Annotated in this window: 9 protein-coding genes; 4 read left to right on the top strand and 5 right to left on the bottom strand. The window is 71.3% G+C overall.

The annotated features are described in order from the left end of the window. Positions 1 to 97 precede the first annotated feature (97 nt). Together ACTMS9_RS16950 and ACTMS9_RS16945 are read right to left on the bottom strand one after the other, a co-directional pair. Positions 98 to 889 carry an ABC transporter permease gene (locus tag ACTMS9_RS16950; protein ID WP_357917113.1) on the bottom strand — a complete coding sequence of 264 codons (792 nt, stop codon included), beginning with the start codon at positions 887 to 889 and terminating at the stop codon, positions 98 to 100. Next, positions 882 to 1,859, bottom strand: a complete 978-nt coding sequence (locus ACTMS9_RS16945) for an ATP-binding cassette domain-containing protein (protein ID WP_441147847.1) — start codon at positions 1,857 to 1,859, stop codon at positions 882 to 884. The genes ACTMS9_RS16950 and ACTMS9_RS16945 overlap by 8 nt, the downstream gene beginning before the upstream one ends. 912 nt (positions 1,860 to 2,771) lie before the next feature. On the opposite strand from ACTMS9_RS16945, the gene ACTMS9_RS16940 reads away from it, so the two are divergent. Continuing rightward, the gene (locus tag ACTMS9_RS16940) at positions 2,772 to 3,002 is read left to right on the top strand and encodes a hypothetical protein (protein WP_441147849.1); all 231 of its coding nucleotides are present in this window, start codon (positions 2,772 to 2,774) and stop codon (positions 3,000 to 3,002) included. A gap of 110 nt (positions 3,003 to 3,112) precedes the next feature. Here the strand turns inward: ACTMS9_RS16940 and ACTMS9_RS16935 are convergent, their stop codons facing one another. Further along, complete coding sequence (locus ACTMS9_RS16935; RefSeq protein WP_441165475.1) at positions 3,113 to 3,286, bottom strand: acyl-CoA carboxylase epsilon subunit; 174 nt, start codon at positions 3,284 to 3,286, stop codon at positions 3,113 to 3,115. A gap of 44 nt (positions 3,287 to 3,330) precedes the next feature. Beyond that, a complete protein-coding gene (locus ACTMS9_RS16930; RefSeq protein ID WP_441165413.1) occupies positions 3,331 to 4,899 on the bottom strand; it encodes an acyl-CoA carboxylase subunit beta in 1,569 nt (522 codons plus the stop codon). 427 nt (positions 4,900 to 5,326) lie between these two features. Here ACTMS9_RS16930 and ACTMS9_RS16925 point away from each other — a divergent pair, with 427 nt between their 5' ends. Then, entirely contained in the window at positions 5,327 to 7,447 is a 2,121-nt protein-coding gene (locus tag ACTMS9_RS16925; RefSeq protein WP_441165412.1) for an MMPL family transporter, read from the top strand. 1,335 nt (positions 7,448 to 8,782) lie between these two features. Continuing rightward, entirely contained in the window at positions 8,783 to 11,608 is a 2,826-nt protein-coding gene (locus ACTMS9_RS16920) for an AAA family ATPase (protein ID WP_441165411.1), read from the top strand. 227 nt (positions 11,609 to 11,835) lie between these two features. Here the strand turns inward: ACTMS9_RS16920 and ACTMS9_RS16915 are convergent, their stop codons facing one another. Beyond that, positions 11,836 to 12,108: an acyl carrier protein gene (locus ACTMS9_RS16915; protein WP_210779689.1), complete on the bottom strand. Its 273-nt coding sequence runs from the start codon at positions 12,106 to 12,108 to the stop codon at positions 11,836 to 11,838. 104 nt (positions 12,109 to 12,212) lie between these two features. Between ACTMS9_RS16915 and ACTMS9_RS16910 the strand changes: the two genes are divergently transcribed. Beyond that, positions 12,213 to 13,751: an AMP-binding protein gene (locus tag ACTMS9_RS16910; RefSeq protein ID WP_441165410.1), complete on the top strand. Its 1,539-nt coding sequence runs from the start codon at positions 12,213 to 12,215 to the stop codon at positions 13,749 to 13,751. Positions 13,752 to 13,819: the final 68 nt, after the last annotated feature.

Genomic DNA, 13,819 nt, shown 5'->3' with positions numbered 1-13,819 from the left:
GCGCCCTTGTCGTGTCGGTGCTGCCGGCGCACGCGCGAAGGCCCTTCTCCAACGGGGGAGGAGAAGGGCCTTCGCTGTCGGTGGCCGACGCCCGCGCTCAGTCCGTCTTCTTCTGGAAGAAGACCGCGGCGAGGGTGACGGAGACGACGAGGATGCCGACCGACCAGGCGAGCGCGATCCAGGGGTTGTCGCCGACCGGCCGGTCGAGCAGGAACCCGCGGACGCTCTCGATGATCGGCGTGGACGGCTGGTGCTTGGCCACGCCCTGCAGCCAGCCGGGCAGCGTGTGGATCGGGACGAACGCGCTGCTGACGTAGGGCAGGAACATCATGATGAAGGCGAAGCTGGCGGCCGCGTCGGTGGACTTGGTGAGCAGCCCGACCACCGCGGAGAGCCAGGACATCGCCAGGATGAAGGTGACCAGGATGCCGCCGGCGGCGAGCCACTGGAGCAGGCTGGCCTCGGGCCGGAACCCGATGAGCAGGGCCACCGCGATCACCACGACCGTGGAGACGATGTTCTTGATGACGCTGGCGGTGACGTGGCCGCCGAGCAGCACCGCGCCGCTGACGTCCATCGACCGGAACCGGTCGATGATGCCGGTGCTCATGTCGTTGGCGACGCCCACGCCGGTCTGGGCGGCACCCCACACCGTGCAGAGCAGCAGCACGCCGGGGGAGACGTAGGTGACGTAGTCCCCACCGGTCTGGATCGCCCCGCCGAAGAGGTAGACGAAGAGCACCATCATCATGATGGGCAGCATCAGCGCCATCATCAGGGCGTCCAGGTCCCGGCTGGTCAGCCGGGTGCAGCGCCCGATCATGGTCACCATGTCGGTCCCGAGCGAGGTGGGCCGGGGCCGGTTGCGCAGGACGATGGACTCAGTCACCGACAGTCTCCTTAACTCGCTCCACCTCCGGGCTCGGGGTGGGGTGGCCCGTCAGCGCCAGGAACACGTCGTCCAGCGTGGCGCTGTGCACCTGGAACTTCGTGATCCGGTTGCGCTGCGGGTCTGCCTCGTCCAGCACGGCCCGCACCTGGTTGGCCGAGCCATCGGTGGTGACCCCGATCGTCAGCAGGTCGAGATCCTTGGTGACCACGCGCTCGCCCAGCAGCACCAGAACGTCCTCCAGCGCCGTGCGGTCGACCAGCTCCAGGTCGAGCCGCTGACCCGCGACCCGTTCCTTGAGCTGCGTGGGGGTGCCCTCGGCGACGATGGTGCCGCCGTCGAGCAGGGCCACCCGGTCGGCGAGGCGGTCGGCCTCCTCCAGGTACTGCGTGGTCAGGAAGATGGTCAGGCCGTTGGCGGCCAGGTCGGCGATGACGCCCCACAGTGCGAGGCGGCTGCGCGGGTCCAGGCCGGTGGTCGGCTCGTCGAGGAAGACCACCGACGGCGCCCCGACCAGGCTCGCGGCGAGGTCCAGCCGGCGGGCCATGCCGCCCGAGTAGGTGGCCAGTCGCCGGCCGCCGGCGTCGGTCAGGTCGAACCGGGCGAGCAGCTGCTTCGCGCGCTCCTGCGCCTCGGCGCTGGACAGGCCGGTGAGCCGGCCCATCATGCGCAGGTTCTCCTCGCCGGTCTGGTTCTTGTCGATCGCCGCGTACTGGCCGGTCAGGGTGATGGCCCGCCGCACCTTGCGCCGCTCCTTGACGACGTCGAAGCCGGCGATCCTGGCCTGTCCACCGTCGAGGGAGGTGAGCGTCGAGAGGATGCGGACGGTGGTCGTCTTGCCCGAGCCGTTGGGGCCCAGCAGGGCGAAGACGCTGCCCCGGGGGACGGTGATGTCCACGCCCTTGAGCACCTGCACGTCGCCATAGGACTTTCGTAGCCCGCTGGCTTCTATTGCCAATTCGTAGGCCATTGTCGTTGCACTCCTCGCCGTCCCTGCTCCGGGTGGTCTTCTGCGTGCCTCGTACGCTAATCCGTGTAGACTGTACGCAGTTCGATGTTCGCCTGTCAACATGCTTCGTCGCCGCAGTCAAGACCCTTCTCGCCGCGCGCCGGGCGCCTTCGATGAGGGCTCGCGGACGGCACCGGTCCGCGGGTGGGCAGGCCGTGCTCGGCGTGTCGCCGAGGGGTGGACCGGCGGCGGCGTCACGGCCCCCAATGGGAGGCGGTGCCGCTGGATTTCCCGTGCTCGACAATGCGCGGAATCGCCGCCGACGGCCGGCTTGCTGAGCTGTTCTGAAACGTCCTCACTCATTTTCCGTCATCCGGGATCAGATGGGGGATGACCCTGATTTGTGGCCCCGCGACGCGTGCGCCGACCCCTAGGTGGACCGTGTTCGTGCTGCTCACGACCGAGTTCGGAACCGTCGCCGGTGGTCCTGGTCGGGGGTGTCTACCTGCCGCTTCCCGTCCGGTGCCCAGTGCTGGGGTTGACGCGTCGAGTAGCCGGTGTGTACGGTCTGCACACAACGGTATACGGCATAAACAGAAGCCTTCGGGGTCTATTCCCGAGCCGATTTCTGTTCGGTTCGAGGTTGACGCCGGGAAAGTCGCCACAATCATTCCGTTCTCACTTGTCGCATTGATGTTCGACTTCCTGTGTCGATTCGCGCCCGGCGCGACCGGCGCGGGTCGTCGAGGCGGACGGTGAGACGGCGCAGACGAGAGGGCGCAGGCGGCCGACGGCCCGGGAGGGGTCACCCTCGGGTGGTCGCCCATCGCTCGGGAGGTGAGGGCGACGGTGATCGGAACGCACAGGGATCGGGTGAGGGTGATGTCGGGAGGAATGGTGGGTCTGCGTTGGGAACACAACGTGGAGGTCACGGTGTCTCCGGACGGGTGGCTGGTCCTGCACCGACAGCCGACCGCCGTCACGTACCGGTACCCGCCCTTCGTCACGGTCTCCTGGATCTCGCTGCAACGGCACGGCGGCGACCTCAACCTGGCCGCGGACGAGGTGGCCACCAGCTGGGAGGCGGACCGCGCGGAGATCATCGTGGTCATCGGCCGGTGGCTCGACGAGCTGCGCGAAGCCGGCCTGGTGCGCGAGGACTGACCCGCCGGTGCCCGCCGCCTCCGGTGCCCGCCGGGTCGGTGTCGACGCGGTGGGAGGCGGCGGCGACCCGGTCGGTCCCGACGCTGCCGGCCCGGTCGGCGGGGACCCGGTCAGTGGCATCGCGAGGCCCAGGCACCGGGCGCCCGGTAATCCGCCGCCGGGGACCACGACGCCTCGGCGCGCCGACGGCCGGTCCGGGCCGTACCCCGAGCGGCGCGCAGCGCGCACATCAGGGCGACCGTGGCCGCCGCGAGCTCCTCCTCGGTGGGCCTGCCTCGGACCACCACCAGCCGCGGGACCCCCGCCGCGTCGAACTGCTCCGCCGCGGTCACGTCGGCGGGTTCCCGTGCTTGCGCCCCGGCAGTTGCACCCGCTTGGCCCGCAGCGTCTCCAGCGCCCCGATCAGCACCGCGCGCGTCTCGGCCGGGTCGATGACGTCGTCCACCAGGCCGCGCTCGGCCGCGTAGTAGGGGTGCATCAGCTCCTGCTCGTACTGCTTGATCCGCTGCCGGCGGGCCACCTCCGGGTCGGGCGCCGCCGCGATCTCCCTGCGGAACACCACATTGGCCGCGCTCTCCGCGCCCATCACCGCGATCTCGTTGCTCGGCCACGCGAACGAGAGGTCCGCGCCGATCGATCGGGAATCCATCACGATGTACGCCCCGCCGTACGCCTTGCGCAGGATCACCTGGATCCGGGGCACCGTCGCCGAGCAGTACGCGTACAGCAGCTGGGCGCCGTGCCGGATGATCCCGCTGTGCTCCTGCGCGGTGCCGGGCAGGAAGCCGGGCACGTCCACCAGGGTCACCAGCGGGATGCTGAAGGCGTCGCAGGTCTGCACGAAGCGGGCCGCCTTGGCCGAGGCCAGCCCGTCGAGGGCGCCGGCGAGCATCCGGGGCTGGTTGGCGACGATGCCGACCACGTGCCCGTCCAGCCGGGCCAGACCGCAGACGATGTTGCGGGCCCAGGAGGCGTGCACCTCGAGCAGGTCCCCGTCGTCGACGATCTCCCCGATCACCTCGCGCATGTCGTACGAGCCACGGGGATCGGCGGGCACCAGGTCGAGCAGGCGCGGGCAGCGGCGGTCCGGCGGGTCCCCGGTGGGCTGCACCGGAGGCAGCTCCCGGTTGTTGGACGGCAGCAGCGAGAGCAGGTGTCGGACCTCGGCCAGGCACTCCGCCTCGGTGTCGTGCACGAACGAGACGGTGCCGGTGACCGAGGCGTGCACCTCGGCGCCGCCGAGCTGCTCGTGCGTCACGGTCTCGCCCGTCACCGCCTGCACCACGTCCGGCCCGGTGAGGTAGAGCTGAGCCACGTTGCGGACGGCGAAGACGAAGTCGGTCAGCGCCGGGGAGTACGCCGCGCCGCCGGCGCAGGGCCCGAGCATCACGCTGATCTGGGGGATCACCCCGGACGCCTGCACGTTGCGGCGGAAGATGCCGCCGTACCCGGCCAGCGCGGTGACGCCCTCCTGGATGCGGGCACCCGCGCCGTCGCCGAGGCAGACCAGGGGCGCGCCGGCCGACTCGGCCATGTCCATGATCTTGTGGATCTTCTCGGCGTGGGCCTCGCCGAGCGAGCCGCCGAAGATCCGGAAGTCGTGCGCGTACGCGAAGACCGTCCGGCCGTCGACCTTGCCCCAGCCGGTCACCACGCCGTCGGTGTGCGGGCGGCGGTCCTCCAGCCCGAACCCGGCCGCCCGGTGCCGGCGCAACTGCTCGATCTCCCGGAACGTGCCCTCGTCGAAGAGCAGGTCGAGCCGTTCCCGGACGGTGAGCTTTCCCTTGGCGTGCTGCTGCGCCGACGCCCGGGGCCCCGGGCCGGCGACGGCCGTGGCCTTGACGGAATGCAGCTCGGCCACCCGGGACCCGAGGTAGGAATGCGGTTTGTCCACCATGCGTCGTCGCCCCTCACGCTCGCCGACGTCGACCCGCGTCAACCGGCTGGTCGGGCTCTCACGTAACCACCGGCGACGGCGGCACGAACAGAACGGCCGCCCCCTAACCCGGCCGCCAGATCCCCTAGCCGCCCGCCCGACGACCCCAGGGCCATCGGCATTTCCGCAGCTAAACCGGGGTGCGAGCGCTTCTTCCCAACTGGTCGGACACTCTGCCGAAGTGCTTGACGCTGTTCCGCCGTACTGCATAGCATGTACGCGTGGGGCATACGCAGAAGCATGCCCCGCGTGGTGGGGCACCTTTGGAAATGGCCGTCAGGCCCGATGAGTGACGAGGTCTTGTCCCCGTCCCAGGCGGACGACGCCGGGATCTCCGTGCCCTGAACGATGAAATCGGCATAGACGGGCATAGAAGGGTTTCGGCTCAATGAGCGATTCTGTCGGGCTACTGGCCAAATTGCCGAGTGGTCGGCGTTCCAAGTGGGCCATCCTCGCGTTGTGGATAGTCCTCGCCGTCGTGCTCGGCCCGCTCTTCGGCAAGATCGAGGACTACGAGGACCGGACTCCGTCCGGCAGCCTTCCGCGCGGCGCCGAGTCGACCGCCGTCATGGAGGAGTTGGACAAGTACCGCTCCGCCTCCGAGGCCGTCCCGGTGGTCGCCGTCTACACCCGCGAGTCCGGGATCCAGGACGCCGACCGCAGCAAGGTGGAGGCCGACCGTACGGCGTTCGCGAAGTTCGCCGACGGCGCGGCCATCCAGCCGGCCATCCCGTCCCAGGACGGCAAGGCCCTCATGCTGGTGGTGCCGCTGACCCGTGACGACGTCGAGATCGACTTCGCGGTCAAGGACCTGCGCACCGCCGCCCAGGCCGGCGCCCCGGCCGGGCTGGACGTCGACCTCGGCGGCCCCGGCGGCCTGCTCAACGACTACACGCAGGCGTTCGAGAACCTCGACGTCAACCTGATGATCGCGACCAGCTCGATCGTCATCGTGCTGCTCCTGCTGATCTACCGCAGCCCGTTCCTCTGGATCTTCCCCCTGCTGGCCGTCGGCTTCGCCAGCGCGCTCACCCAGGGGGTCGCGTACCTGCTCGCCAAACACGCCGGGCTGCCGGTCAACCCGGCCAGCTCCAGTCTGCTGATGATCCTGCTGTTCGGCGTCGGCACCGACTACGCGCTGCTGCTCATCGCCCGCTACCGCGAGGAGCTGCGCCGGCACGCCGACAAGCACCTGGCCATGGGCATCGCGCTGCGCCGCTCGGGCCCGGCGATCCTCGCCTCCGCCGCGACCGTCGTGGTCGGCCTGGCCTGCCTCGCCCTGGCCGACATGCAGAGCGCCCGCAGCCTCGGCCTGGTCGGCGCCACCGGTGTGCTCTGCGCGTACCTGGCGATGGTCACCATCCTGCCGGCGCTGCTGGTGATCGCGGGCCGGTGGGTGTTCTGGCCGTTCGTGCCGAAGTTCGGCCAGGAGGCGCGGGCCGGGCGCGGGTTCTGGTCCCGGATCGGCACGGCCGTCGGCCGCCACCCCCGGGTGGTCTGGCTCGGCTGCCTGATCGTGATCGGCGGCCTCGCCGTCAGCGCGCTGGACATCAAGATGGGCCTCGCCCAGACCGAGGTGTTCCAGACCAAGCCCCAGTCGGTCACCGCGCAGGAGAAGCTCGCCCGGCACTTCCCGTCCGGCGCCTCAGACCCGGCCATCCTCGTCGCCGACGCCTCTGCCGCCGGGCCGGTCAAGGCCGCCGCCGCCGGCGTGGACGGCACGACGGTCGGCCAGGAGTCGCCCAGCCCCGACGGCAAGCGGGTCATCATCGACGTGGTGCTCCGGGACGCGCCCGACAGTGACGCGGCGAAGGAGACCATCGACGAGATCCGGGATGCGGTGCACGCCGTACCCGGGGCGAACGCGAAGGTCGGCGGCACCACCGCGGAGACCCTGGACATCGACCGGGCCTCCAGCCGGGACGCCCAGGTGGTCATCCCGGTCGTGCTCGCGGTGATCCTGCTGTTCCTGATCATCCTGCTGCGCGCCCTGGTGGCGCCGCTGGTCCTGCTCGGCACGGTGGTGGCGTCCTACTTCGCCGCGCTGGGCGCGTCGCACCTGCTCTTCAAGCACGTGTTCGGGCACGAGGGGACGGCCTGGCAGTTGCCGCTGGTCAGCTTCGTCTTCCTCGCGGCACTCGGCGTCGACTACAACATCTTCCTGATGACCCGGGTGCACGAGGAGGCCGCGCGACACGGCCACGCCGAAGGCGTACGCCGTGGTCTGTCCACCACCGGCAGCGTCATCACCTCGGCCGGCATCGTGCTGGCGGCGACCTTCGCGGTCTTCGCCTCCATGCCGGTGGTCGACATGATCCAGTTCGGTGTGGTCGTCGCTGTGGGCGTCCTGCTCGACGCCTTCCTGGTGCGGACGCTGCTGGTGCCGGCGCTCTCCTTCGACATCGGCCGGGCGAGCTGGTGGCCCGGGCGTCTCTACCGGGACCTCGGCAAGCAGGCCTCCGCGCCGGTCAGCCCTGGAGTGCCGGGGCCGGTGCGGGCCAGCAAGTAGCCACCGGGCCGGGGCGGGTCCTTGGGCCCGCTCCGGCCTCCGGTGGGGCTTGGCGCTCTTCCGCGGGCGGTGGTCGCCGGCGTTGGCCGGGCGACCGTGAGGCGGCACCGAGCCCGAGCAGGACGTGCGATTCGCTCCGGCGGCGCGCCCGACGACCTCGTCGGGCGCGCCGCTTCGTCGTTCCCGAGAGCCGTCCCTGCCGCCTGGCGCAGGGACGCTGTCGCCGCGCCGTGCCTGGTGCGGCACGGTTTGCGGCGTGTCGCGGTGACGACCGGCGGGGACAGCGCGACATGCCGCAAAGCGGGGACCTCTAGTTCGCCCCGTCCGGTGTCCAGGTGCTGCCTCCCGGTAGGACGCGGTTTGCGGTGTGTTGCGGTGACGGCCGGCGGTGACGGCCCGACTTGCCGCAAAGCGGGGGAGACCTCGTCCGCGCTGCACCGTCGGGTGTCGGGGCGCTGCCTCCTGGTGGGACGCGGTTTGCGGTGTGTTGCGGTGATGGCCGGTGTGGACAGCGCGACATGCCGCAAAGCGGGGGACTCTTGTCCGCGCCGCCCCGGCCGGTCGACCGCGCGGGTGTCGCCGGCTGTCCGGCGCTCGTCGCCGGCCGTCCAGCGCGCAGCGTCCGAGGGCATCATCGGATCGACGTGACGCAACGAGGATCGGGCCGCCGCCGGAGTCCCGGACGCGCCCGGATCTGCGGAGATGTGGGCCGGGCCACCTGTCGGGAATCGGCCAGGTCGACGGGCCCACACGGGGGTGAGGACGGGCCGGCGGGTCGTCCCGACGTCGCGTCTCGGATCGCTGTTCGGCGGCGAGTACAGGCCGGACGGCCGGCGCGGGGAACGCCTCTCGTCCGGGTCGTCGAGGCGTCCCGCCGGTCGGGTTAGGTCACGGCCAGGTCACACAACCGCCGCCGGGTGACGACCGGGCGGACGGCGGGTGTGAGCGCTTGGCGGATGCAGCCCGGCAGGAGCGGACCGACCTGCGCGAATGCCGGGATCGCGCCGTCGCCGATCACCGAAAAGTGAACGATAAGTTGCCGGATCAAGTAACGGTTCGTGATATTTGAAGATCGCTCACGTCGTTCCCGGATTGATTAGCGGCGGCGTGCTCAGTCGCATTAAAAATGGGAACACCGGCGAACTGGACATTCTGCAATTCGCCCGGATCGGATCGCCGACAGAACCGCCTGACCAGGGTCTTGTGCCCGATCTGTGCTAAAGAGGGCGGACTGGCATCACCGTCGATCTGTGGATATGATACGCCGCAACGTGGCTACCAGTGCTGGAGCGTTTCGACTACTACGCTACTTAGGGGTATGCAAACGTGGCGACCATGGGATATGAGGGGGCCCTGTCGCTGTTGCAAGGGCTCCTTCGCCAATGCGACGGCTCAAGCGGTCGACTGGCGCTCGTCGAGGGGGGACTCGCCAGCGGTAAAACATATCTGCTCCATCAATTTTCGCGTTACGCGGTGGAGACGGGGGCGTTACTTCTCAGTGGTACGGCATCGCGGGCGGAGCAGTCGGTGCCGCTTGGAGTGGTCGATCAGTTGTTCCGCAGTGCCGACCTGGTGGACGCGCTGCCCGAACGGGCCGCCCGGCTCATCGGTTCGGCCGATGCGGCCGACCAGGACGGGGGATGGTCGGACCCGCTGGCGGAGCCGGATGCTCGATCGGGCTGGATGCGTGAGTTCTGCGGAGTGCTGCTGGGCCTGGCCCGGGAGCGCACCCTCGTGATCGTGATAGACGATCTGCAGTTCGCCGATTCGGCCTCGCTGCGGCTGTTGTTGTCTCTGCAGCGACGGATGGATGCGGCCCGAATGCTGCTCGTCCTGGGTAAATGGCACCGACGCCGGCCGACCCTGCCGCTTTTCTACACGGAACTGACCCGGCAGCCGCACGAGAGCATCAGGTTGTCGGCGTTGACGGTGCCGGACATCGCCGATCTGCTCACCGAGAAATGGGGAAAGACGGCGCCCGAGTCCGTGGCCCAGGAATACCGCGATCTGACAAACGGTAATCCGCTGTTGGTCCACGCGCTGCTCGACGACAATGCGTCGGACGCCGGGATCGGGGACGGGGCCACGCCCGTCGTCGGTGACGGATATGCCCACGCCGTGCTGGCCGGCCTGCACCGGTGGGACGCGCAGCTGCTGGACGTGGCCGCCGCGGCCGCGGTACTGAACGAGCGTTCGGATCCGGCCCTGATCGGCCGTCTTCTCGGAATGCGGAACGAAACCGCCGAGGAGATCGTCGGAATACTGACCGAGGCGGGCGTACTGCGGGACTGCCGCATGCGCCATCCGCTCGGCGCCACCACGGTGCTGGAGAGCATGACCCCGGCGGAACGGTCCGCCGTCCACGTCCGCGCCGCCGACCTGCTCCACCAGCAGGGCGCGCCGGCGGCCGAGGTCGGGCGGCACCTGCTCAACGCCGAGCAGGTGCCCGCCGACTGGGCGGTCGGGGTGCTGCGTACCGCGGCCGACCAGGCGCTGGCCGCGGACGACCCGGACCTGGCGGTGCGCTGCCTGGAGCTCGCGCTCTCCGGCTGCACCGACCGCAAGGAACGGATCGCCATCATGCACGCGCTCACCGGCGCGCTCTGGCGACGGAACCCGGCGGCCACGCTGGCGTACCTGCCCTGTCTGCAGGGCGCGGTGCAGGACGGGGAACTGCACGGGCCGGATGCGGCGGCGGTGATCCGCTACAGCCTGTGGAACGGCGACGAGGACGCGGCGGCCCGGGCCGCCACGGCGCTCGGCGCGTCCGCCGATCCGATCGACGCGCAGACGGCGGCCGAGCTGGCCGTCAGCTTCCACTGGTTCCTCGGTCCGGCCCGGGGGCGCCTGTCCGAGTTCGGGCCCACCGGCACCACCCACTCAAGGGACCTCTGGGCGGACGCGGCGCAGCGACTCACCTCGCTCTGGGGCCGGGGCGGCGGGGAGGCCGCCACCACCAGTGCCGAGCAGATCCTGCGCAGCTGCCAGATCGGTGAGACGCCGCTGGAGGTGGTGGCCGCGGCGGTGCTCGCGGTGCAGCGCGGCAACAAGCCGGAGCTGGCCCGCACCTGGTGTGATCGGCTGATGCGGCAGGCCGCGGAGCGCGGCGAGGTCACCTGGCAGGCGGTGCTCTCCTCGCTGGCCGGCAGCATCGCCTACCGGCGCGGCGACCTGGTCAACGCGATCCGGCACGCCGAGCAGGCGCTGGCCCTGCTGCCGGAGAAGGGCTGGGGCGTCCTGATCGGTCAGCCGCGCGCCACCCTGATCGTCGCGCGCACCGCCCGGGGCGAGCTCCGGGAGGCGGCCGAGGTGCTCCAGGCGCCGGTGCCCGACTCGATGTTCGGCACCGTCTTCAGCCTGCCGTACCTGCGGGCGCGAGGGCAGTTCCACCTGGCCACCGACCGGGTGCTGGCCGCCGGACGGGACTTCCAGCTGTGCGGCCGGCTGATGCGCGAATGGGACGTGGACGTGCCGGCGCTGATCCCGTGGCGCAGCGACCTGGCCGAGGTGAACCTCCGGCTGGGCCGCTCCGTCGAGGCCCGGGACCTGCTCACCCAGCAACTGGAGCGGGCGCGCGCGGCCGACGTCCGGGTGCGGGGCATCTCGCTGCGGGTGCTCGCCGCCGCCAGCGAGCCGGCGCAGCGTCCGACGCTGCTGCGGCAGAGCGTGGAGTGCCTCCAGGCGGCCGACGACCGGCTGGAGCTGTCCAAGGCGCTGACCGCGTTCAGCGTCGTCCGGCAGCAGCTCGGCGAGTTCGACCGGGCCCGGGTGCTGGCCCGGCGGGCCGCGCAGGTGGCCCAGGCGGGTACGACCGGGCCGGCCGCCCCCGCCGGCGGGGACCGACCGGTCGAGCCGCCCGCGCTGGTGGGCCGCTGGCACGACCGGGAGAAGGAGGGCCGGCACGTGCTCAGCGAGGCCGAGCGGCGGGTGGCGAAGCTGGCCGCGCTGGGGCACACCAACCGGGAGATCAGCCAGACGTTGTACATCACCGTCAGCACCGTCGAGCAGCACCTGACGCGGGTCTACCGCAAGCTAGGCATCACCCGGCGCACCGACCTGCCGGCCGAGCACGAGCTGCGCAAGCGGCTCTCGGAGTCCCGTGGCGAGGGGACCACCGGGCTGCTCCACGCCGGGCAGGACTGGGAGGAACTGGCCGGCTGAGGGACCGCGCCCGCCTGGAGCACCCGGGACCGTGCTTCGGGCGGGCGCCCCGCTGTCCGGACGCACGACGGCGTCCCGACCGAAGCGGCCGGGACGCCGTGTATGTCCACCGGGGTCCGCGGAAACCGTCGGCCGGAAGGCCGGCCGGCGGCCGCGCACGTCAGGGGGCGCTAGGGGTTTCCGCGGGTACGGGCCTGCACCAGCATTGCCTCACATGGGCGGCACGGTCAGTGGCCGACCCGGGCCTCGGTCACCTGGCCCGTGACGCCCAACGCGGTGAGGCTCGCCCAGATCGTGCCCGGGGTGGCGAAGTTCTCCAGGCTCAACAGGTCGTCGACGAACCGGACCCGGTACGTCGACTCCAGGTCGGAGATCAGCTCCACCGTGGCCATCGAGTCCAGGCCGAAGTCGCGCAGCGAGGTGTCCTCGGTGAGGGTGTCGGTCGGCGACAGGAAGGCCAGGTAACCCCGCAGGATCCCCTCGAACCGTTCGTCCAGCATGGGTCACTCCGAATCTGTCGGAACCGGTGTCGGCGGTGACCTCGATACAAGTACCTGCCCGTGCGGCCGACAACCCCTGCCGCCCCTTACTCTTGGAGCACCGGATGGTAGACGTGGACGGTCCCGCCCTGTCGGCGCGTTTCCTTCGCGGCCTGTCGGCCAACCCCACCGGCACGGCCCTGCGGGTCGGGTCCCGCGCCGTGAGCTACGAGGAACTGCACGAGCTGGCGCTGGCCCGGGCCGGGGCCCTGCGCACCGCCGGGGACCAGCCGCCGGAGGCGGTCGCGGTGCTCACCGGCAAGAGCGTCGAGGCGTACGCGGGGATCCTGGCCGTGCTGTACGCCGGCGCCACGGTCGTACCGTTGCACGCCGGCTTCCCGGTGTCGCGGACCCGGCGGATGCTGGAGGTCTCCGGCGCGACCGCCGTGGTGGCCGACGAGGCCGGCCTGGCCACCCTGGGTGAGCTGGCCGGCGCCGGGCTGGAGCTGCCGGTGCTCGCGCCCGGCCTGGACGCCGACGCGGTGCCCGGCGCGGCGCGGATCCCGCTGGGCGACCGGCCCCTGGACGCGCCGCTGCCGGTCACCGCGTCGCAGGTGGCCTACGTGCTGTTCACCTCCGGCTCCACCGGCCGGCCCAAGGGCGTGCCGATCACCTACGGCATGACCGACCACTACTTCCGGCTGGTGGACCGGCACTACGACTTCGACCCCACGGACGTCTTCTCGCAGACCTTCGACCTGAACTTCGACTGCGCGGCGTTCGACATGTTCTGCGCCTGGGGTGCCGGGGCGGCCGTGCAGCCGGTGCCCGCGCAGGCCTACCGGGGCCTGCCCGGCTTCCTCGCCGAGCGCGCGGTGACCGTCTGGTTCTCCGCGCCGAGCGCGATCACCCTGATCCGCCGCCTGGGTGGCCTGCGCCCCGGCGGCATGCCGGGGCTGCGCTGGAGCCTGTTCGCGGGAGAGGCGCTGCGCGCGGCGGACGTGGCCGACTGGCACGCCGCCGCCGATAGGTCCACGGTGGCCAACATCTACGGCCCCACCGAGCTGACCCTCACCATCACCGGCCACCGCTGGTCGCCGGAGACCTCGCCGGAGCTCTGCGTCAACGGGCTGGTGCCGATCGGGCACCTGCACGAGGGGCACGAGGCCCTGCTGCGGACCCCCGACGGGGACCTGTCCGACCACGAGGGCGAGCTCTGCGTCACCGGCCCGCAGATGACCCCCGGCTACCTCGACCCGGCCGACGACGAGGGACGGTTCCTCGACCACGACGGGCGCCGCTGGTACCGCACCGGCGACCGGGTGCGCCGGCTGGCCAATGGGGAACTGATCTACCTGGGCCGGTGGGACGCGCAGGTGCAGGTCAACGGCTGGCGGATCGAGCTGGCCGAGATCGAGCACGCGCTCGCCGGCTGCCCCGGCGTACGGGACGCGGTGGCGGTCACCCGGACCGTCGACGGGCTGCTGGAGATCGTCGTCTACTACACCGGCGAGCCGGTGCCCGCCGCCCAGCTCGCCAAGCAGCTCGCCGAGATCCTGCCGAAGGGGATGCTGCCCCGCCGGTACACCCACCTCGACGAGTTCCCGCTGAACTCCAACCGGAAGATCGACCGCGGCCGGCTGGCCCGGGCGGCGGCGAGCTGATCCACCGGCCCCGATCGGCACCGGTAGGGGCTGGTAGGGGATTCGGAAAGCACCGTCGGAACGTAATT

Origin of the sequence: Micromonospora sp. L31 (assembly GCF_052068075.1) — a bacterium.
Taxonomy (GTDB): Bacteria; Actinomycetota; Actinomycetes; order Mycobacteriales; family Micromonosporaceae; genus Micromonospora; species Micromonospora purpureochromogenes.
The sequence above is the reverse complement of the archived record's forward strand: the minus strand, read 5'-3'. Positions and strand labels throughout refer to the sequence as shown.